Below are 20,837 nucleotides of genomic sequence, written 5' to 3' on the forward strand. Positions count from 1 at the left end.
GAGCCGGCGGTCCGACCGCTGACCATCCGCGGTCCTCGGGCCGAACGCCCGGCGCCGACATCACCGGCGGGCTACGTCCGCATCGCCGCCCACGCACCGCCGCCATTGCCGTACGACGCCCTTCTCGTCTTGGGAGGTACCTCCATGCCCACCACAGGCCACCCTGACCGCACACCCGCCTCCGCCGACGCCGGGCGGCGCGATTCGGTGTTGCCGGAGTTGCGGGAGATGTGGTGGGAGACCGGTGTACGGGCGCGGGCGCAGGCCGGCCTGTTCGCCGTGTTCTCCGAACTGCCCCGCCTGGTCTGGTCCGCGCTCGTGGTCAGTTGGCGTGCCGACCGGCTCCGCACGTCGATCGTGGCGAGCACGACGGTCGGCGCGGGGGTGATGGCGGCGTTCGGGCTCCTCGCCGCGCAGCGGGTGCTGGTGGAACTGTTCGCCGGCGGGCCGACCGCGGACAAGGTGCTCGCCGCCCTGCCCGCTCTGGTCGCCCTGGCGGCGGTGACCGCGTTGCGTGCCGGCGCGGCGGCGGCGATGGGCTATGCGCAGAACGGCCTCACCCCGAAGGTCGACCGGGAGGTCGAACGAGGTTTGTTCGAGGTGACCACGGCGGTGCGTTTGGAGGCATTCGACGCCGACGCGTTCGCCGACGACATGGAACGCGCCTCCCGTGGAGCGGACTCGACCACCGGCCTGGTGCAGGCGTCGATGAACCTGCTCGCCGGCCTGGCCGGCGTGCTCGCCGTCGCGGTCGCCGTCGTGGTGGTCCATCCGTTGCTGCTGCTGGCCTTGCTGGTGGCGACCGTGCCGAACGGGTGGGCGTCGCTGCGGGCCGGACACCTGCGGTACCGGACGTATGCCGCCGGGTCGGTCCGGCGGCGCCGGTTGTGGCTGCTGCATCGATTGATGGCCGAACGGGACTCGGCGCCGGAACTGCGCTCCTACGGTCTGCGGGGTTTCCTGCTCGACCAGTACGACCGGGTCATGAGTGTCGAGACCGGCATCCAACTCGCCCTGGCCCGCCGAGTCACCACGACCACGACGGTCGGCGCGATGATCGGCGGGATCGCCACCGCCGTGGTCTACGTGCTGCTCGGGCTCCTGCTCATCGACGGGCAGATCCCCCTCGCCGCCGCCGCGACCTGCGTCATCGCCGTGCAGTCCGCGCAACGGTCCCTGGCCGTGGTCACCTTCCAGATCGACCGCGTCTACACCGAGGGCCAGCATTTCCGTGACTACACCGGCTTCATGAGCCGCGCCGTCGACTACCTGCCGTCACCCTCCGCCGGCCCGGGCCGCACCGAGCCGCGCCAGCGGCTACAGCAGCTCACCGTCGAGGCGGTCAGCCTGCGCTACCCCGACCGTGACACCGCCGCCGTGGACGAGGTGAGCCTGTCCATCGAAGCAGGGCAGACGGTGGCGTTCGTCGGCGAGAACGGCTCCGGCAAGTCGACCCTCGCCACCATGATCGCCACCCTCCGGACCCCCACCGGCGGCACCATCCGCTACAACGGACGGCCCACCGAGGACTGGGACACCGACACGCTGCGGGCCAGGATCGCGGTCGTCACCCAGGAGTACCACAAGTGGCCATTCACCGCCGCCACGAACATCGCCATCGGCGACATCACCACCACACCCGGGCAGGACCGCATCGAGGCCGCCGCCGCCCGCGCGGTCGCCCACGACATGATCACCGACCTGCCCCACGGCTACGAGACGCTGCTCGACCGCACCTTCGCCGGCGGCCAGGACCTCTCCGGCGGGCAGTGGCAACGCATCACCGCCGCCCGCGGGTTCCTCCGCGACGCCGACGTACTCATCATGGACGAACCCTCCTCCGCCCTCGATCCCCGTGCCGAGGACGCCCTCTTCCAGGGCATCCGCGACCGGCAGGGACACGCGATCACCATCCTCATCACCCACCGGCTCGCCAACGTCCGCCACGCCGACCGCATCTACGTCCTGCACCACGGCCGCCTCGTAGAGGCCGGCACCCACGACGAACTCATGACCTCAGGCGGCCGATACGCCGATCTGTTCACCCTCCAAGCCGCCGGCTACGACACCACCCACACGAGCGCCGCGCCGATGCCCCGCCAACCCGCCTCCGCCTGAAGGACCCACGGCATGCCCCGGGGTGTACGGGCATCACGCGACGGTCAGCGGGTCGTGTCGAGGTGCTCCGCGGTCAGGCCGGGATGCCCGGACGGGCGCCGCCACGAAGCGCGGAAATCCGGCCAGGCGTCGCGCAGGTAGAGGCTGAACGGCAACCACCAGATCAGGTCGTTTGTGATGATCATGATGACGGTGTCGATCGGCCAGACGCCGGTGACGATGAGCCAGGCCAGGCCCAGGGGGCCGAGGACCTTGCCGGTCAGACCGACGGCGGCGACCAGCCAACCGTGCTCGGGCCGCCGAGCCACCTCCAGGTAGAGCAGACCATACAGGCCGAGGACCATGCCGAGGCAGGCGAAGATCTGCGGCGAGTTCGACAGTGGCAGCCTGGTCAGGCGGAAGAACCACTGTGGGTCGAGGACCGTATAGCAGCCCCAGATGATGTTGTACGCCCCGGCCGCGACAAACGTCGCCCGGTGCAACCTTCGACGTCGGATGTCCGCTCCTCCGCTTCAGCCCGCAGGGAACACGCGCTTTTCAGTGCGCGACCCCGATCACCTGGTGGACCGTCTCGGGACGGTCGAGCACGTCGAGCATGTGGTGGGCGACGTTGGCGCGAGAGACGAACATCCCGGCACGGACGTTCTGCCCGTACGCCGTCCGGTACCTCCCGGTCGGGTGTCCACCCACGAGCCGGGGTGGACGGGAGACCGTCCAATCCAGGCCACTGTCGCGCAGGGCGTCCTCCATCAGCGCCAGATCGACGTAGTGCCGCCGGAACGCCGCCTTGGCCAGCGGCGCGGCCAGGTGCCGCATGAAGAATCCGTCGCCGGGATTGTGCCGCGGCGGGTTCGGCCGTCCCGGTGACGGTACGGTGCCGACGGACGCGGCACTGACGACGACGATCCGCCGTACGCCGGCGGCCCCCATCGCCTCGATCAACGCCCGGGTGCCCCGGGATGCGACACCCGCCTCGGCACCCGAGCGCGCCCCGAGCCCGGACAGTACCGCGTCGGACTCGTCGACCGCCGTCCGCAGCACTGCCGGATCAGGCGTCGCGAGATCGGCCGTGACGACGCGTACCGGTAGGTCGGGAAGCCGCGCCGGATTCCGTACGACGGCGGTTACCTGGTGGCCGGCGGCGACGGCCTGGGTGAGGAGCTGCCCACCGATCCCGCCGGTTGCCGCCACGATCGTCAGCCTCACGTCGCCACTCCCGCACTCGCACGGATGGATTGCCCACCCGACGCTACCGAGTCGCAACACCGCCCCTCGAAGCCCACCCCGGAAAGCCTGCCGCCCAATCCCCGGCATCGGGCCGCACCGTTGTGCGGGCGGCGTGCCGCACCCTTCGATGCCTACTCCTCGCAGGGTGTGGCTGTGCCCACGACCGGTACTGATACTCGATCCATGGACAGCAGACGTCAGCTCGGTGCGTTCCTGCAGACGCGCCGGTCCCAGCTGCGACCAGAGGACGTGGGACTGGTCGGACACGGCGACCGTAGGCGCGTACCCGGACTACGCCGGGAGGAACTCGCTCTGCTGGCCGGCGTGAGCGCGTCCTACTACGCCCGGCTGGAGCAGGGCTACTCGCTGAACGCGTCGCCCGAGGTGCTCGACGCGATCGCCCGGGCGCTGCGGCTCGACGAGGCCGAGCACCGCCATCTCTACGACCTGGCGGCCGGCACCCGGGTCCGGTCGGCCGCGCGCCGGGCGGCGCCGGAGCGGATGACGGCCGAGTTGGCGCAGTTGGTGGAGGCGCTGGGGGAGACCCCGGTGCTGGTGATGGGCCGGCGCAGTGACGTGCTGGCCTGGAACAGGACCGGACACGCCCTGTTCGCGGGCCACCTCGATCCGGCTGGCCCCGCGACGCCGCGGGACCGGCCGAACATGGCCCGACTGGTCTTCCTGGACCCGCACACCCGCGACCTCTATTTGGATTGGCCCACCAAGGCGCGAAGTGTGGTCGGCGCCCTGCGGCTGGCGGCCGGGCAGCACCCCGACGACGCGGCGATCTCGACGCTGATCGGTGACCTGACGGTCCGCAGCCCGGAGTTCTCCGACATGTGGGCGGCGCACCGGGTCAAGACCGCAGGTGACGCCACCTACGAGATGCGGCATCCGCTGGTGGGAGCGATGACCGTGACGCAGCAACTCCTGCGTACCGAACAGGGCCGCACGGTGGTGGTCGCCACCACCGAGCCCGGCTCGTCGTCGCGAGAGGCGATGTCCCTGCTGACGCACCTCACCTCGGTCACCGCCGACCCTCGACCGACGACGCCGGCCGCAGCACGGCACCGGTAACCGCCACTGCACCCCTTCTCCGCCGAGACTCGTCGCCGACGTTCGTACTGCCCGTGGTCGACCCGGTGCTCGGTAAGACCTCTGCCGCGCCCCGAGCCGGCCCCGGCCGGCTTCCTCGGCGCCAACGGCCTCAAGCCGCGCGATGGCGCGCGGCCGCCACCAACCCGTTGCTGACCGGCATACCGCGCCGGTCCTGACACGAAAGCAGTGAAACCATGACCGAGATCAAACTGGGTGACGTCACCGTGACCAGGGTCGAGGAAATGCACGGCCCGATCATGCCCACCGACGCGTTCTTCCCGTCGATGCCCGGTGAGGCGTGGCGACGCCACGAGGCCGACCTCGCCCCGGACCACCTCGGCGCCGGGATGGTGCACGTGGCCATCCAGACCTGGGTGCTGCGCAGCGAGGGCCGCACGATCCTGATCGACACCGGCGTCGGCAACGACAAGGCTCGGCCGGCGGCCGACGCATGGGACCACCTGGGCCTGGACTACCTCGGCAACCTGGCCCGGGCCGGCGTTCGCCCGCAAGACGTCGACCTGGTGGTCAACACCCACCTGCACGTCGACCACGTCGGCTGGAACACCCGCCTGGTCGACGGCGACTGGGTGCCGACCTTCCCGAACGCCACGTACCTGATGCCCCGGGCCGACTTCCTGTTCTGGGACCCGGCGAACAACGCTCACCTCGGCGGCGGCGTCAACGAAAACGTCTTCGAGGACAGCATCGCCCCGGTACACGCTGCCGGCCAGGTCCTGCTCTGGGAGGACAGCCACACCATCGACGCGAACCTGCGCCTGGAAGCCGCGCCGGGACACACCCCGGGATCCAGCGTGCTGAAGCTGCGTTCCGGCGGCGACCTGGCACTGTTCGCCGGCGACCTGATCCACACGCCGCTGCAGGTCATGGAGGCGGGCCACAACAGCTGCTTCTGCGAGGACCCCGCCGCCGCCGTCGCCACCCGCCGCAGGTTGCTCGGCTGGGCCGCGGACCGCAACGCCCTGGTCCTCCCGGCGCACCTCAGCGGCCACGGAGCACTGGAGGTCGAGCACCACGGCGAGGGGTTCGCCATCACCCAGTGGGCGCCCTTCACCCGGCTCTGACCGTCAACCGCCCCGGGAGACCGCCATGGAGATCGTCACCACCTCCGGCCCGGTCCGTGGTCGGCACACCGCGTACGGCACCGCTTTTCTCGGCGTGCCGTACGCGGCCGGGCCGACCGGCGCCGCGCGGTTTGCCGTACCCGCGCCGCCCCCGCCCTGGACCGACGTTCGGGACGCCACGCGTCCCGGCCCGACCGCACCGCAACCGACGCGTACCGCCTTCGGCACACTCGACATGTCGCCGTACTTCGGTCCCGGCTGGCAGCGTGGCACCGAATACCTGACCCTCAACCTCTGGACCCCACCGGCGCGGGCCGAGCCGGTGCCCGTCATGGTGTTCGTGCACGGCGGCGGCTTCGTCGCCGGCTCCGCCAACTCGCCGCTCTACGACGGCACCGCGTTCGCCCGCGACGGCGTCATCCTCGTCTCCGTCAACTACCGTCTCGGCATTCCCGGTTTCCTGCACCTGCCGGACGCTCCGGACAACCGTGGTCTGCTCGACGTCCGGGCGGCGCTGCACTGGGTACGCGACAACATCGCGTCCTTCGGTGGTGATCCGGACAACGTCACGCTCTTCGGCCAGTCCGCCGGCGCCATCATCGTCGGCGGGCTCCTCGCCGATCCCACCTCGGCCGGCCTGATCCGCCGCGCGATCGTCCAGAGCGGCAGCGGCGTCGGCGCGTTCACCCCCGAGCAGGCCGCCGTCGTCACCGCCGCCGTGGGTCGGGAGCTGCACGTCGAGCCCACCGTCGGCACCCTCGCCGAAGTCGACGACGCACGTCTCGTCGCCCTGACCCCACGGTTGTCCGGCCTCGACCTGCGGATCCGGGGACACCACGATCCGCTCGGCGGCATCACCGCGTTCAGCCTGGTCCTCGACGAACAACCGGTCAACGCCGTCGGCGCGGGCCGGGGCGGTGACGTCGACCTGCTGATCGGCACCAACCGCGACGAAGGCGCGCTCTACCTGGCACCGGTCGGCCTGCTCACCGGCAGCACCGACGCCGACGTGTACGCCACCGCCGCCCGATTCCACACCGACCCCGACGGCGCGGTCAGGGCGTACCGGCAGGCCCTGCCGGACGCCTCCGCCGTCGACCTACGCACCGCGATCCTCGGCGACGGCCTCTTCGGCACCGGCACCCGGAAACTGGCGGAGGCGCACGCCACCCACGGGCCAACCTGGGCATACCTCTTCACCTGGCGGTCCGCGGCCCTGAACGGCCAACTGGGCGCGAGCCACGTCATGGAGTTGCCGTTCGTCTTCGATCGGCTGCACCTGCCGGCACTGCACGGACCCCAGAGCCTGCTGGGCGACACCGCGCCCCCCGGCGAACTCGCCACCAGCATGCACGCGGCATGGATCCGCTTCGCCACCACCGGAGACCCAGGATGGCCCCGCTACCCCGAGATCCACCACCTCGGACCAGAAGTCTGACATCGGCCTGGTGGATGTCGATCCCGGTACGTGTTTCTCCCGGCAGCCCGCCGTTGCCGCGCTCGGCCGCGTTGCCTACCGAGCCGCGTTCGACGCGCCGGTCACCTTCGCGTCGGCACCTGTCCGCGCGGACGCCGACCGGGCCGGTGCGCTGGCCGTGTCTGCGCCGGTGATGCCTACACGGGGTCGCTTCCGGCTCACGTCGATTGGCCGTAGCCGGCGACGAGGGGGGTGTCGACGCCGATGACTCCGGTGTCGCGGGAGCCGCCGGGGAGGCCGAGTGGGGCGTCGCGTCCGGGGAGCGTCTCGGTGAAGAACCGCGCGTTGTCGGCGATGAACTCGCGGCCGTCCTCCGGTACGTCGTCGGAGTATTTGATCGCCTCCACGGGGCAGGCCGGTTCGCAGGCGCCGCAGTCGACGCACTCCTCGGGCTGCACGTACAGCTTGCGCTCGCCTTCGTAGATGCAGTCGACGGGGCAGACTTCGACGCAGCTGCGGTCCATGGTGTCGATGCAGGTGCCGAGGATGACGTACGCCACGATTTCTCCTTGTGCTGGTGCTGTCAGTCGGTCGCCGCGCCGAGTCGGCGCAGGGTCGACCAGTCGGTGATCTTGCTGCGTTCGCGGCTGGTGGTGTGGCCGAGTTCGATCTCACCCGCGTCGATGCGCAGCCAGCCGTGGAAGTCCACGACGTGGCGCCCGCGCGAGGCGAGGATCCGGTCGATGGGGTGGGTGTTCGTCGGTGCCGTGGGCGGCCGGGTCGTCAGGTCGTCGAGCAGGTGCTGGACGGTCTCCACCGCGCAGGCCCGGTTGGTGCCGACCACTCCGGACGGGCCACGCTTGACCCAGCCGGTCACGTATCGGCCTGGCCACGGTCGTCCGGTGTCGTCCAGGATCCGGCCACCGTCGTTGGGAATCACGCCGCGGGTGGCGTCGAACGGCAGTCCGGGTAGTGCGGTGCTGCGATAGCCGACCGCCCGTACCACCATGCCGACCGGCAGTGTTTCCCGCGTACCGGTGCCGCGCACGCCGCCGGTGGCGGTGGGTTCGGTGCCCTCCAGTCGCAGTCCGGTGACCGTCGTGGTGCCGATGATCGCTGTCGGTCGTTGCCAGAAATGCAGGTGTATGCGCCGTGGTCGGTCGTGTCCCGGTCGGGCCGCCAACTGTCGCAGGACCGCGAGGTTGCTCCGCACGGTCGGCGGTAGCTCCGCGTCGCTCTCGGGCAACTCGTTGCCGTCGATGACCACTCCGGCTGCGTGCAGGTCACCCAGTTCGCGTAGTTCCTTTGTGGTGAACCGGGCGTGCTCCGGGCCGCGGCGGCAGATGATGTGCACGTCGCGTACCGCGCTGCCGGCGAGACATTCCAGCACGGCGGTGGGCATGTCCGTCGCGGCGAGTTCCGCGGGCGTCTTGACGAGCAGCCGGGCGACGTCGAGGGCGACGTTTCCCGCGCCGATGACAGCCACCGACGATACGTCGAGGCTGATCGTGGCGGCGCTGTCCGGGTGTCCGCTGTACCAGGAGACCAGTTCGGTCGCCGACCAACTCCCGGGCAGTGTCTCGCCGGGGATGTCGAGTGGCTGGGCGTGCGCGGCGCCGGTCGCGTAGACCACGGCGTCGTAGAGGTTGTCGAGTTCTTCGGCGGTCACTGTCGTGCCCAGCTCCACGTCGCCGAGGAAGCGCACCCGGTCGTGCTGGAGTACCCGCTGCAACGTGCCGGTGATCGACTTGATGCGTGGGTGGTCGGGTGCGACGCCGTAGCGGACCAGCCCGTACGGCGTGGGGAGGCGGTCGATCACGTCGACGTGTACGCGCAGGGCCTCGGCGCGTACCAGGGCGTCGGCGGCGTAGATGCCGGCGGGGCCGGATCCCACCACCGCGATCCGGGCGGTTCTCACGCGCCCGTTCCCTGCTGGTGTGCGTGCGTCCCGGTGGTGGGTAGGCGCCGTAGGAGTGCCTGGGTGGTCGACGCGGCGCGGCGTGCCGCGTCGATGCTGGGCAGTCGGGCCAGGTCGTCGGAGTAGACCTCGACGGAGATGGGCGCGTCGAGGCCCGGCCGGTCCAGGAGGTGGAGGAACCGTTCGAGGTCGAAGTCTCCCTCTCCCGGGCACCTGCGGTGGTGGACCGCGTCGAACATCCGGTTCGGGGTGGTGGGTGTGGCCGGGCCGTCGTTGACCTGGATCATGAAGATGTCGCCGGGGTCCACTGCGGCGAGGGCGTCGAAGTCGGCGTTGCCTCGGAAGAAGTGCCAGGCGTCCACACAGAGGCCACCGTTGGCCCGGCCGGCGGCGGTGAGGATGTCCAGGGCGGTGCGGAGGTCGGGGATGTTGGTGTAGGGCACGAACTCCAGCGCGACCCGTAGCCCGTGCGCGGCGGCCCGATCGCACAGGGCCGTGAACGCGGCGGCAACCTGTGGTCCTACCGGTTCGTCGCCGAACGTGCCGACCGCCTGGACCCGTCGTGCCCCGAAGGCGTCCGCCATCCGGAAGGCGGCGGCCTCGATCTCCGGGTCGGCGTAGACGAGGCCGGGACGCTCGGGCAGGTTCGCCGGTCCGGGTGGCGCGCAGAAGCCGAAGATGACCTCCACCTCGTCGATCGTGACGCCGTGCTCTGTCAACACCGCGCTCATCCGCTCGTCGGTCCAGCCGGCCTTGAGCAGTGCCAGATAGTCGGGGACGGCCATGCCGATCGAGGGGAAACCGGCGTCGGCGGCGGCCCACACCCGGTCGGGGAACGACGCTGCCCGTACGGTGCCCCAGGCCAGGACGAGACGGGCTGCGGCAACGGATGAGCTGGTCATGTGGACCTCCGGAGGTCAGGTAGCACTCGTCGGTCGATCAGGGTCCGCAGGGACCATCGAAAGGTGTCCTCGGTGTCCCGTACCTCGGTGAAGCCGGCCTGTTTGACCTTGACGGTGCTGACCAGCGCGGGTGGTGGAGGTTCGGTCAGTCCGGTGCCGAAGGTGTAGTCGGCGTACAGATGGGACTGGCCGAGGACGTCGTCGAGGGTCATCGGGCGCAGGCCGTACCGGTGGACGATCCGGGTCCACTGATCGCCTTTGGTCGCGAGTAGCGGCCCGAGTGGCTGCGGGTGTGGCTCGTCGACCTGCACGCCCATGACCTCGCCGAACAGTGGCCAGAGCTCCTGCCAGGAGAAGACTTCGCCGTTGGTCAGGTTGAAGTGTCCGCCCCAGGCGGCCGGGGTGTCCGTCGCCCAACGGATGGCGTCGGCGACCAGGCGTACGTCGGCGGCCTGCTTGACCGGGAACGTCGCGCCGCCGGGAAAGCCGAAGGGCAGGCCCTCCTCGTGGCAGATGGCGGCGAGTACGCCGATCACCGGGGGAGTGCAGTACGCCACCCCGTACGCGGGGCCTACCACCTGCACGGGCCGGAAGATCGTCCAGGCGAGGCCGTGCCGTTCTGCGGTCTCCCGCAGCAGGTCCTCCTGGAGCCAGTAGAAGTTCGGGTGCTCGTCGCGGGGGTGGCGTTCCCGGGCGGGGAGCGGGATCGGGTGCAGGTGTACCCCGTACGCTTTCGTGCCCTGCATGAGGGTGACGTGCTGCAGGCGGGTGTGGGTGACGAGCGGGCGGAGGACGTTGTCGAGCATCGTCCGGTTGGTGGCCATCTGGTGCGGGTCCGACCAGCCGGCGACGAGCGAGGACTTTTCGAATGCGGCTGCGTAGACGAGGTGGCTGACCTCGGGTAACGCCTGCAGGGCTGCGGTGGTGGCCGGCGCGTCGGTGAGGTCGACGGGTAGGTGCCGGAACGGGCGCTCCGAGATGACTTCCGGCGGGCGTCGGGAGACCGCCACCACGTCCCAGTCGTGGTCGAGGAACGTGTCGACCGAGGCGCGGCCGACGAGTCCGCTCGCACCGACCACGAGGACCGTTCGTTTCGTCATGGCGTTACTCCACGTCGGTTTCGATGGTCGGGTCGGGGTCACGCAACTCGGCCTGGGAGACGAGTTCGCCGGTCTGGGCCCGGACCTGCGCGGCGGGTCCGGGGCGATGGCCGGAGGTCAGTCGCCGGATCTCCAGCCGCTGTGCGCCGATTGCCGGCGCGAGGAGGCGGTAGTGCAGGGACCGTCCGAGGAGTTCCACGCCGGCGCGGCGCAGGAAGTCGGCCATCAGCACCACCTGTAGTGGACCGTGGACGACCAGGTCGGCGTAGCCCTCGGTGGCGGCGTACCGCTGGTCGTAGTGGATCCGGTGGGTGTTGCCGGTCAGCGCGGAGAACCGGAAGAGTACGACCGGGTCCACCGTGAAGTGGGATCGGTCCAGCGGTGGCGGCTCGTCCTCGCTGGGGCCGGGGCCTGCGCCCGCTGGTCGGCCCTGGCCGGCGGCTTGGGGCCGGTAGACGATGTCCTGCTCTTCGAGGACGGCCAGCTGCCCGGATTGGGTGATCGTGTGTCGGACGGTGACGAAGGACAGTGGTCCTGAGCGGCCGTGCTTGTCCTGTCTGCTCACCACGGAGGAGATCTTGGTGGCGGGGCGGCCGAACCGGAGGGGTCGCAGGTGTGTGGTTCGGCCGCCCGCGAACATCCGCCGGACGCCCGGCGCGGGCGGGGCGGGCACGCCGTGGCGGGGATGGCCGTCGGTGCCCAGTTCGCTCTGCCGCCAGGCGTCGAGGAGATACACCCAGTGCCACATCGGTGGTACGGCGGAATCCGGCTCCGCCGTCAGTGGCACGTCCAGGAGGGCGGCCAGGGCCTGGGACGGGTACGGATCGACCGTGCCGGTGCGATGCCGGACCTGCTCATCCACTGCTTCTCCTGCGGGGGTGTCAACGACGGTACGGGTCAGAACGGGGGTAGGAGTTGGATGTCGGTGCCGGCGCTGACGAACCAGCGGGTGACCGTTCGCTCCGCGAATTTCCAGACACCGTTGCGGCGTTCGTACCTGTCGTCGTAGGTGCCGCCGACGAGACTGATCAGGTCGTTGTGGTGTTTGCATATCGCGAAGACATCGCTACGCCCGACCGCCCGGTCCTTTGACTCGAATTGGACGGTGTGGTTGGTCGTCCAGTGGTATGTCTCTTTCCATGCCTTCGCGATCACCGTCTGGGATTCGCGGATCTGTGCTATGCCGTGGAAGTTGCCGCGGCCGCCGGGAATGAGGTATGCGGCGTCGTCGTGCCAGAGGCCGACGAATCGTTCCACGTTCTGGCGGTCGACCCCTTCGCAGTATCCGGCCACCAGTTCCCCGATTGCGGTGCGGCTCTCGATCTCGTCGATCCGGTCCTCCAGGGACCGTTCATCGGAGGTGGTCATGTTGTCGAACCCTCACTTCTGGGTGCGGAACTGGGCCGGGTAGTTCTCCGGCAGGTCGGTTTCGGCGAGCGGCTCGATCTGGTGGCAGAACACATAGCGGTCCTCACCTTTGGCCTTGCCGTCCTCGTCGAACTCCCAGAACACCACGGTGCGGGCGGAGAGCAGGTAGTGGCTGCTCAGGTCGGTGGCGTCCGGGTCCACGAATCCCATCTTCACGGCGACGGCAGCGGTGAGGATCTGGCGGAAGGTGCCGTCCGTGACGATTTCGTTGTCGGCGACGACGACCCGGTTCTTCTTCGACTCGATGACGTAGGACCCGTTGTTCACCATCTCGGTGTAGTTGGCCTTCACCGCCTCCAGGCCCTTGGGGCCGGTGTCCTCCAGCGTGCCGGCGAAGACGCCGTACTCGTGGTATCGCGGATTGTCCGACAGGGTCGGCAACACCATGTCAAGATCTGCCAGGACCTCTCCCTTGGAGTGGTGTACGACCGTTTCGAGGTGCTCCTTCTGCTGTGGCGTGGTCGCCTTGTGCATGTGCGGCTCGAAGCTTGTGTAGGTCAGTTCGGGTCGGAAGTCCTTCATGGCTGCTCCTCGTTCGCTGGAACTGTGGGGGTGGCGCTGGCAGAATTATCTAACCATGTAAACTACCTTGGCTCGGCGTGGTGGACAACGGTCAGAATCCGCGCCGGTAATGATTGATCCGCATGAGGGCTGGACAACGGGTGCGCCGACCGCGCACAGTACGTCCGGCAGGGTTGTCAGGACCCGCCACGTTCGAACGGACTTTGGGGAGATCATGAGCAACCCGACCCCGGTGAGCCGCACGTCCGAGTCCATCTCGCGGGAAGAACTCACCCGCCTGCGGATGACGCTCGGCCGGCTGGGCCGGGTACTGCGCCAGCAGAACGACGACGGACTGAGCTACGCCCTGATCTCTCTGCTGTTCAGCATCGGCCGTAACCAGCCGACGACCGCCGGGGAGTTGGCCGCGGGCGAGGGGGTCACGCCGCCGTCGGTCACCCGCTCGCTCAACCGACTCCTTGAGCTGGGCCTGGTGAAGCGGGAACGCGACCCGGTCGACGGACGGGCCTCCAGGATCTCGCTGACCGCCGCCGGCGTGGCGGAGCGCTCGCGGCTGCTGCGCAGCCGCGAGGTGTGGCTCTCCGAACACCTGGACCGGCTCACCAGGGAGGAACTCGACCTGCTGCTCGTCGCCCTGCCGGTACTGGAGCGGCTCTGCGACCCCGAGTTGGACATCACCCCGGGCGACTAGCTCAGACATCGCGCAGCCCTCGCCGGGAGGTCGACAGCGCCTCGTCGACCCCGTTGTCGCGCAGGTCCCGCAGGAAGTTGTACTCACCCGGCTGGAAGTGGATGTTGCTCAGCGACGCGCCGACGACGGTGGTGGCGGCGAACGAGTGGCCGATCCCCATCTTGTCCAGCGAGGCGAAAACCGCGTACTTCTCGGTGACGATGCCGTCCCGCATGATCGACGCGCTCATGTTCGCCAACTCCTCTACCTTGGCGGCGACGTCGTCGGCGACGTAGTCGACGAGACCGTAGGCCAACGCCGTGCGCGCGGACCACGCCACATCGCAGAACATGAGCTCCTTGGCCCGCTTGAGTCCGACCGTGGCGAACAGCAGGGCCATGTCGCCGTCGACTCCGACGTTGCGCCAGCGCGGGCAGGCGAACCGGGCGTCGGCCCCGGCGACCACGAGGTCGCAGCAGAGTGCGAAGTAGAGGCCCGTCTCGAAGCACTTGCCGCGGGCTTCGAGCACTGTGACCTTCCGGCACCGCAGCAGTCTGGTGTAGAGACCTCGCGGTCCCCACCAGTTCTCGTCGGCGGCGATGAGGCGGGCCCGCTGGCTCGGGTGTTTGCGGACCGACCCGCCCGGTGCGTCGAGGTACTGCCGCCAGGCGTCCTGTGGTTCCCAGCCGGCGCAGAGATGCTCGCCCTCGCCGGAGAGGACCACCACCTTGATGTCGTCGTCCTGCTCGACGACGTCGAGGAAGTCGCAGATCTGCGTCGCCATCGCGGTGGTCACCCGGTTCTCGGCCGCCGGGCGCCGCAGGGTGATCCGGGCGGTGTACCGCTCGCGGTCGATGCTGAACTCGACGTGCTCGTGGCTGCTCATCCCTGCACCGTCCCCGCGTTCAACCCTGCCCACCGGTGGATTGCGTAGTGGTCCGCGAGATCGAACTCGCGGCCCACGCCGTGCCCGTCGAGGACCGCCTGCAACAGCATCTTCGACATGGTGATGCCGTCCAGCGGCATGCCGGTCACCGAACGCGCCAGTTCCCGGGTCGTCGCCGCGAGCTCGTCTGCCGGTACGACCTGGTTGACCAGACCCACCGACACCGCCTCCGCGGCCGGCATGGTCGACCCGCGCAGCAGCCACGACTTGGCCCGGTTGAGTCGCATGGTCAGCGCCGCCAGGACGAAGTTCGCCTCCGGCAGATCGGTGAACGGAGACGCGAAGGTGGCGTTCTCCGCGGCGACCGTCAGATCCGAGCAGAGCACCAGCATGCTTCCGGCGGCCGAGCAGTGCCCGGCCACCTCGGTCACCACGACCTTTTTGGAGAAGCAGACCGCCTGGTACACGGCCGAGGAGGCGGCGAAGTCACGATGCCAGGTGGTCAACACCTCGGTCGTGTCCACCGGCGGCGGGGTGCCGGCGCCGGCGAAGTCCCCGTGCGTCGTCCGCAGCACGATCACCTTCACGTGGTCGTCGTCGGAGAGGTCGACCACGGCCTGGCGCAGGGCCCGCGCGAACGGCGCCTCGTGGCGGCTCAGCGGACCGTAGTCGGCGGCCTCGATGACGCCGCACCAGTTGTCGACACTGGTCGTGATCATGATCAGCTCGTCCCTTCCGTACCGGCCCGTGGATCGACCGCGCCTGTGCGCTTCTTGTCGGCGTCCAGGGCGCCCCCGACGCCCACCTGTCGGGCGGTGCGCCAGAAATCCATCTCGTCCGGCGCGGATTGGAGGAAGTGGGACACCAGCAGTCCGGTGATCGCGGGCACGCTGGTGTCCATCACGGCCTCGGCGGCCCGTAGCCGTGCCTTGAGGTAGAGCAGTTGACCGGTGGGGGTGGCGGCGATCTCGGTGGCGAGGGCGAGGGTCGCCTCGGCGAGTTCGTCGCGGTGCGCCAGCCGGGTCACCAGGCCCAGTTCCCTGGCCTCGGGGCCGGACATCGTCATGGCGGTGAAGCCGGTACGGCGGGCGGCCTTGGTGCCGAGGATGCGGTTGATGTGCACGCTGGCCACCGCGCCCGCCGGCCCGAGGAACCGGGCTTCCAGAGCGCCGATGCGCGCGTCGTCGCTGGCGACCACCAGGTCGCACTTGCAAGCGATCATGAAGTACGCGGCCGCCGCGCAGTACCCGTGCAGTTGGGCGATCGTCACCTTCGGCGACCGCGAGATGGCCTGGCTGAAACCCAACCGTCCCCAGGCCATGTCGGCCCCGTACCGGTAGCCGACGGTCAGGGTGCGCCGTCGCTCGTGCGGCCGCCGCTGCCCCCACTCCTCATTGATCTCGTTGCCGCTGCAGAAGGACTTGCCGACACCACGGAAGACGATGACCTTCACGTCGGGGTCGATGTTCGCCTCGTCGACCAGGTCGATGATGCGGTCGCGCATCGGCACGCTCATCGCGTTGTGCTTCTCCGGCCGGTTCAGCGTGATGTAGGCGATTCCTGGGTCGCGTTGCACCTCGTACCGCACCTGGGTCGAGGCGGCTGCGATGCTCTCCGGGGTTCCGTACCGCGCCATCGCGTCACGTCCTCTCTGCCGGCGCCTGCTCGACCACGCCGTCGTCGATCAGCTGCGCCACCTGTGCGGCGGTGAAACCCAGGGCCAGCAGCTCCGACTCGGTGTCCTCGCCGAGTTCCGGCGTCCAGTCACCGACCCGTGCGGGGGCCAGGCTCAGGTGGAACGGGTGCCCGACGGTGGTCACCTCGCCCCACCGGCGGTCGGTTTGGCGGACCAGGTATCCGTTGGCCAGCACGTCCGGGTCGTCGGCGAGGTCGAGGAAGGAGTTGACCGGCGCGACGGGGACGTTGTGCTGCTGCATCCGGGCCACCCAGTCGTCCCGGTCGCGGGTCAGGAAGATCTGCTCAAGAAGTGGTTCGAGTACGTCGCGGTGCTGTTCCCGTACCCGGCTGCGGTGGAACCGCTCGTCGGTGAAGAGGTCATCGCGCTCCAGGGCCAGGGTGAGGTTGCGCCAGAGCTTCTGGTCGGTCGCGCCGATGACGACCCAGCGGCCGTCACCGCAGCGGAACGCCCCAGACGTCGAGGTGACCCGTCCCGGTGGCCGGTGCACCTTGCCGTCGCGCAGCGCGATGGTGATCTCCGCGGCGTGCATGCCGAGGCAGGCGCCGACGAGGGAGGCGTCCACCCGTTGGCCGTGGCCGGTGCGTTCCCGCATGAACAGCGCGGTCAGGACGGCCATGGCCAGGAACATGCCGCCCGCGGAGTCCGCCATGCCCCGGGTGGCCAGCCGGGGCACGCCCTCGCTGCTGCGCATGAAATCCGAGACGCCGGAGACCGCCTGGCCGACCATGTCGTACATGGGTTCCCGGTGGCGTGGGCCGTGCGGTCCGTACCCGGAGGCACCCGCGTAGATGATCCGGGGGTTGGCGGCCTTGAACTTGTCGTAGCCCAGGCCGAGGCGATCCATGACGCCCGGCCGGAAGTTCTCCACCACGACATCGCAGTCGGCGGCGAGCCGGAGGACGATGTCGCGACCGGCCTCGGTGGTGATGTCCACCGAGACCGAGCGCTTGCCCCGGTTCAACGCGTGGAAGAACCCGCCGAATCCGTCCGGGGCCAGCCGCAGCCGGCGGTCCCACTCGCCGCCGGGGCGCTCCACCTTCAGTACGGCGGCGCCCATGTCAGCCATGATCTTGGTGGCGTACGGCCCCTGCATGAACCGGGTGAAGTCGAGGACCCGGATGCCGGCCAGTGCACCGGGCCGGTCGTCGGCCACCGCGTCGTCTCGCGGGTCACTCACCGTCGTTCTCCTTTCGTGGGCGGGTGGTGACCAGGACATCGAGGGCCTCGATACCGGCGGCGGAGATCCGCAGCGGGTTGACCTCCAAGGTGTCCAGGGCCGGCCCGACCGACAGGGCGGCGTGGCAGATGCCGACCACCACCTCGCTGAGTGCGTCGAGGTCGACCGGGTCCGTGCCGCGTGCTCCCCGCAGCATCGCCGCGCCGCGCAGCTCGCGCAGCATCTCCTTGACCATGGTGGCGTCGACCGGGAGGACGCGCAGGCTGCTGTCGCCGAGCACCTCGACCCAGATGCCGCCGAGTCCGAGGGCCAGCACCGGCCCGAAGATCGGGTCGACGGTGACGCCGACGAGGAGTTCCGGTCCGGGCCCCCGTAGCGGTGAGATCAGGACGCCTCGTACGTCGGCCTCCGGTACGCGCGCGGCGATGGTCGCCACCATGTCCCGGTAGGCCGCGGCGGCGGCTTCGGGGCCTTCGATGCCGAGCACGACCCCGCCGACGTCGGACTTGTGGGCGATGTCCCGGGAGCAGATCTTCAGGGCCAGTGGGCCCGGCCAGGCGTTGGCCGCCTCGGCCGCCTCGGCGGCGGAGGTGACCAGCCGTGCCGGGACCAACGGCACCCCGACGGCGGACAGCAGGTTCCGACCCTCGTCCTCGGCCCAGGTGCCGGTCGGTGCCGATGCCGGGGCGGCCTGGCTCTGGTGGCTGGCGAGCGCCGGGCGGGACAGGATCCGCTCGCGCTGGTCGACCCAGCGCATCATGTGCCCGATCGAGGACATCGCGAGGTCGGCGCCGGGCAGCAGGTACAGGCCGTTGTCGGCCAGCAGGCGGCGTGGGTAGTCCGCCACGTCCAGGCAGGTGTTGGAGGACAGGAAGATCGGCACTGGTGCCGCCTCGACGATCTCACCGATGATCTTCATGCGGCTCTCGATGAAGTCGGGATCAGCCGGTGGTGCCGGTGGCAGGGGGGTCATCATGCTGAACATGAAGTCGATGCCGGGGTCGGTCACCGCGATTTCCATCAGGTCGTCCTCGGCCTTGGTTGGCCGGGGCCGGGCCCGGGCGTGACCGAACCCGGTGGTGTCGAGCGGGTTCAGCACCGAGGCGAACTCCGGCAGGTGCTCGCGCAGTTGGGTGACGGTCTCGTCGTGCCAGGCGGGTAGCGCCAGGTCGTTGTTCTGGGCCAGGTCGGCGATGATGTTGCAGCCGCCACCGGAGGAGGTGACCACTCCCATCCGGCGCCCCCGGGGCAGCCGTCTGCTGTGGCCGAGCAGCCCGGCGGTGGAGACGAGTTCCTCGATGCTTTCGACCCGGACGATGCCGGCCTGCCGGAACGCGGCGTCGACGATGGCGTCGTCGGTTGCCACGGCACCGGTGTGTGCCATGGCCGAGCGCATGCCCTCCTCGCTGCGGCCCGCCTTGTAGGCGACGATCGGCTTGCCCGCTTCGAGGGCGCGGCGGCCGAGGGTGAACAGTCGGTCCGGTTCGCGGACCGTTTCCAGGAACAGCGCGATGGCCCGGGTGCTCTCGTCCTCGATCAGGTATTCGAGGACGTCCAGGCTGGTGAGTACCACCGAGTTGCCGACCGAGGCCCAGATGCTCGATCCCACCCCGTGTGCCTGGGCGAACTCGTAGGTGGCCCGGGCCATGGATCCGCTCTCGAACACGGCACTCACCGGTCCGACGAGCGGTGGCGCGTGGGAGGCCACCGCCCAGGGGGAGATGCCGTCCACGGCGTTGATGAAGCCGATCGTGTTCGGTCCCATGATGGTCAGGTCCAGTTCGACGGCGCGTTCACCGAGTCGCTGCTGCCGTTCGCGTCCGTCCGCGCCGGTCTCGCCGTAGCCGGCGGCGAGGACCACGACGTTCTTGACACCCGCCGCGCCGGCGTCTTCGAGGATGTCGTCCACCCGGTTCGGTCCGACCATCACGTACGCGAGATCCACCGGCTCCGCGAGATCGCGCAGGGTCGGAATCGTCGGCCGGTCGAACAGTACGGAGTACTTGGGGTGCACGAAGGTGAGGTGCTCGACGCCGCCACCGAGGCGAAGGCTGCCGAGCAGGTTGAGTGCCCAGCTGGAACTGCTCGACGCGCCGACGATGGCAATGCTCCGGGCTCCGAAGAATGCGCCTACCCGCTGCGGGGTCACCACCTGGCGCCTTAATGAGTAGTCAACGGTCACCATCGTCGAGTAGCTCCTATGGCAGGTTCGGAAACGAGTTACTTAACCACGCTAAATATAGGGTTCGGGGAGTGCTGTGGGGAATATATTTCGCGTGGCTAAACATGTGATCGGGGTCATCGTGCCGGTGCGGCGCCGTCGAACACCGCCGGTCCGGCGCAGGGGTCGTGCCGCTCCGACGACCCCTGCGCCGACCGCTACTGGTTCGCCTCGACCGGACGCTTGTCCTTCAGGACGAACACCGTCAACGCCTCCTTGTAGGCGTTCTGCGAGTCGGCGAAGCTGATCGCCTTGCCCGCCTTGCCCGCCGCACCCTCGAAGGGCGCGAGACCCTTGAGCGCCGCGACCAGCGCGTCACCGCTGGTGTCGCCCTTGGTCACCTCAAGCGCCTGCCGCAGCGCCTCGAAGCCGTCCCAGGTCTGGGCGGCACCCTCGACCAGGGTGGCTGCCGTGGTGGCCGCGTCGCCGCCGTACTCGGTCGCGTACAGCTGCGCGAACTCCTGCATCTTCGGCTTCGACGGTTGGGTGTTGGCCAGCGTGTAGACCGGGAACTGGTCGTAGGCGGCACCACCGATGTTCAGCGCCTCAGCCGAGATGAGGGACCCGAAGCCGAGCACGGGAAGCCGGACACCCTGCTCCGACAGGGTCTTGAGGACGAGCCCCGCATCCGCGCCGGAAGAGCCGATGTGGATGATCGAGTCCGGTTGCTGGCTCTTCACGGCCTCGATCGCGGTCGACACGTTCGTGGAGTTCAGCGTGAAGGCGATCGGCTTGCCCGGGGTCAGCCCCTCGTTCTGGAGCGCCTTCACGATCGGCTCGAACAGGGTCGAGCCGGTGGGACCGTCGTCGTGGATCACCGTCGGCTTGGTGAATCCCAGCTGCTTGTAGAGGGCCGCCATCTGGACCGGGTAGTCGCCCTGGTCGTGCGCGGCCCGGAAGGTGTAGGTGGCGCCCTGGGTGAGCTGGGGAGAAATCGTCGAGGTGGCGATGTAGACGATCTTCCGCCGCTCGACGACCTCGCGGATCGCGAGGCCCTCGATCGAGGTGTACCCGCCCAGGATCACCTCGGCGCCGTCCTGGGTGATGCTCCGCTGGGCGACCTTGGCGGACTCGTCCGCGGTGAGCTTGTCGTCGTAGACCTTCAGTTCGAGGGTCCGGCCGCCGGCACCGCCGTTCTCGTTGATCTTCTTGACCGCGAGTTTGGCGGCGTTGACCATCTGGTCGGCCGCGGTCTTGTTACCGCTTGTCAGGGGTACCGGAAAGGCAATTGTCAGCGGCTTGCCGGAGTCACCCGAGGGCGATTCGGTGCCGCCGCAGGCGCTTGCCGCCAGCACAGCGGCGAGCGTGACGGTAGTTGCGAGAAGTCGCCTCATGACTGCTCTCCTTCTTGCGGGGGTGGGGTGGTCGG

Annotated in this window: 20 protein-coding genes; 5 read left to right on the forward strand and 15 right to left on the reverse strand. The window is 69.6% G+C overall.

Annotation, left to right across the window (positions count from 1 at the left end):
- Positions 1-144 precede the first annotated feature (144 nt).
- Entirely contained in the window at positions 145-2,118 is a 1,974-nt protein-coding gene (locus tag E0H26_RS13100; protein ID WP_131303870.1) for an ABC transporter ATP-binding protein, read from the forward strand.
- Positions 2,119-2,162: 44 nt separating this feature from the next.
- Here E0H26_RS13100 and E0H26_RS13105 read toward each other — a convergent pair whose 3' ends face one another.
- Both E0H26_RS13105 and E0H26_RS13110 read right to left on the reverse strand, forming a co-directional pair.
- Entirely contained in the window at positions 2,163-2,600 is a 438-nt protein-coding gene (locus tag E0H26_RS13105) for a hypothetical protein (RefSeq protein WP_206025054.1), read from the reverse strand.
- Between the two features lie 55 nt (positions 2,601-2,655).
- On the reverse strand, positions 2,656-3,324 hold the full coding sequence (locus E0H26_RS13110) for an NAD(P)-dependent oxidoreductase (protein WP_131303872.1): 669 nt from the start codon (positions 3,322-3,324) through the stop codon (positions 2,656-2,658).
- 204 nt (positions 3,325-3,528) lie between these two features.
- Here E0H26_RS13110 and E0H26_RS13115 point away from each other — a divergent pair, with 204 nt between their 5' ends.
- From E0H26_RS13115 to E0H26_RS13125, 3 genes are all read left to right on the forward strand, one after another.
- A complete protein-coding gene (locus E0H26_RS13115; RefSeq protein WP_131303873.1) occupies positions 3,529-4,422 on the forward strand; it encodes a helix-turn-helix domain-containing protein in 894 nt (297 codons plus the stop codon).
- Positions 4,423-4,637: 215 nt separating this feature from the next.
- Positions 4,638-5,528, forward strand: coding sequence for an MBL fold metallo-hydrolase (locus tag E0H26_RS13120; protein WP_131303874.1), 891 nt, complete (start codon positions 4,638-4,640; stop codon positions 5,526-5,528).
- Between the two features lie 25 nt (positions 5,529-5,553).
- Positions 5,554-6,966 carry a carboxylesterase/lipase family protein gene (locus E0H26_RS13125; RefSeq protein ID WP_131303875.1) on the forward strand — a complete coding sequence of 471 codons (1,413 nt, stop codon included), beginning with the start codon at positions 5,554-5,556 and terminating at the stop codon, positions 6,964-6,966.
- 197 nt (positions 6,967-7,163) lie between these two features.
- Here E0H26_RS13125 and fdxA read toward each other — a convergent pair whose 3' ends face one another.
- The 7 genes from fdxA to E0H26_RS13160 are packed head-to-tail and all read right to left on the reverse strand — an operon-like array spanning position 7,164 to position 12,815.
- Complete coding sequence (gene fdxA, locus E0H26_RS13130) at positions 7,164-7,505, reverse strand: ferredoxin (protein WP_131303876.1); 342 nt, start codon at positions 7,503-7,505, stop codon at positions 7,164-7,166.
- A gap of 23 nt (positions 7,506-7,528) precedes the next feature.
- Positions 7,529-8,863, reverse strand: coding sequence for an FAD-dependent oxidoreductase (locus tag E0H26_RS13135; RefSeq protein ID WP_131303877.1), 1,335 nt, complete (start codon positions 8,861-8,863; stop codon positions 7,529-7,531).
- Entirely contained in the window at positions 8,860-9,765 is a 906-nt protein-coding gene (locus tag E0H26_RS13140; RefSeq protein WP_131303878.1) for a sugar phosphate isomerase/epimerase family protein, read from the reverse strand. The genes E0H26_RS13135 and E0H26_RS13140 overlap by 4 nt, the downstream gene beginning before the upstream one ends.
- On the reverse strand, positions 9,762-10,865 hold the full coding sequence (locus E0H26_RS13145; protein WP_131303879.1) for an NAD-dependent epimerase/dehydratase family protein: 1,104 nt from the start codon (positions 10,863-10,865) through the stop codon (positions 9,762-9,764). The genes E0H26_RS13140 and E0H26_RS13145 overlap by 4 nt, the downstream gene beginning before the upstream one ends.
- A 4-nt stretch (positions 10,866-10,869) precedes the next feature.
- Positions 10,870-11,727 carry an HTD2 family dehydratase gene (locus tag E0H26_RS13150; RefSeq protein ID WP_131303880.1) on the reverse strand — a complete coding sequence of 286 codons (858 nt, stop codon included), beginning with the start codon at positions 11,725-11,727 and terminating at the stop codon, positions 10,870-10,872.
- A 35-nt stretch (positions 11,728-11,762) separates the two neighbouring features.
- Positions 11,763-12,233, reverse strand: coding sequence for a nuclear transport factor 2 family protein (locus tag E0H26_RS13155; RefSeq protein WP_131303881.1), 471 nt, complete (start codon positions 12,231-12,233; stop codon positions 11,763-11,765).
- Positions 12,234-12,245: 12 nt separating this feature from the next.
- Complete coding sequence (locus E0H26_RS13160) at positions 12,246-12,815, reverse strand: hypothetical protein (protein ID WP_131303882.1); 570 nt, start codon at positions 12,813-12,815, stop codon at positions 12,246-12,248.
- Between the two features lie 214 nt (positions 12,816-13,029).
- On the opposite strand from E0H26_RS13160, the gene E0H26_RS13165 reads away from it, so the two are divergent.
- On the forward strand, positions 13,030-13,506 hold the full coding sequence (locus E0H26_RS13165) for a MarR family winged helix-turn-helix transcriptional regulator (RefSeq protein WP_165521840.1): 477 nt from the start codon (positions 13,030-13,032) through the stop codon (positions 13,504-13,506).
- A gap of 1 nt (position 13,507) precedes the next feature.
- Here E0H26_RS13165 and E0H26_RS13170 read toward each other — a convergent pair whose 3' ends face one another.
- The 6 genes from E0H26_RS13170 to E0H26_RS13195 all read right to left on the reverse strand — a co-directional run bounded on the left by E0H26_RS13170 (position 13,508) and on the right by E0H26_RS13195 (position 20,802).
- Complete coding sequence (locus E0H26_RS13170) at positions 13,508-14,371, reverse strand: enoyl-CoA hydratase/isomerase family protein (RefSeq protein WP_131303884.1); 864 nt, start codon at positions 14,369-14,371, stop codon at positions 13,508-13,510.
- Complete coding sequence (locus tag E0H26_RS13175; RefSeq protein ID WP_131303885.1) at positions 14,368-15,090, reverse strand: enoyl-CoA hydratase/isomerase family protein; 723 nt, start codon at positions 15,088-15,090, stop codon at positions 14,368-14,370. The genes E0H26_RS13170 and E0H26_RS13175 overlap by 4 nt, the downstream gene beginning before the upstream one ends.
- 2 nt (positions 15,091-15,092) lie before the next feature.
- A complete protein-coding gene (locus tag E0H26_RS13180) occupies positions 15,093-16,007 on the reverse strand; it encodes an enoyl-CoA hydratase/isomerase family protein (protein ID WP_131303886.1) in 915 nt (304 codons plus the stop codon).
- 4 nt (positions 16,008-16,011) lie between these two features.
- The gene (locus E0H26_RS13185) at positions 16,012-17,247 is read right to left on the reverse strand and encodes a CaiB/BaiF CoA transferase family protein (protein ID WP_165521841.1); all 1,236 of its coding nucleotides are present in this window, start codon (positions 17,245-17,247) and stop codon (positions 16,012-16,014) included.
- Entirely contained in the window at positions 17,240-19,432 is a 2,193-nt protein-coding gene (locus E0H26_RS13190; protein WP_131303888.1) for an acetate--CoA ligase family protein, read from the reverse strand. The genes E0H26_RS13185 and E0H26_RS13190 overlap by 8 nt, the downstream gene beginning before the upstream one ends.
- 194 nt (positions 19,433-19,626) lie before the next feature.
- Entirely contained in the window at positions 19,627-20,802 is a 1,176-nt protein-coding gene (locus tag E0H26_RS13195; protein WP_131303889.1) for an ABC transporter substrate-binding protein, read from the reverse strand.
- Positions 20,803-20,837 lie beyond the last annotated feature (35 nt).

Source organism: Micromonospora zingiberis (assembly GCF_004331455.1).
Lineage (GTDB): Bacteria > Actinomycetota > Actinomycetes > Mycobacteriales > Micromonosporaceae > Micromonospora > Micromonospora zingiberis.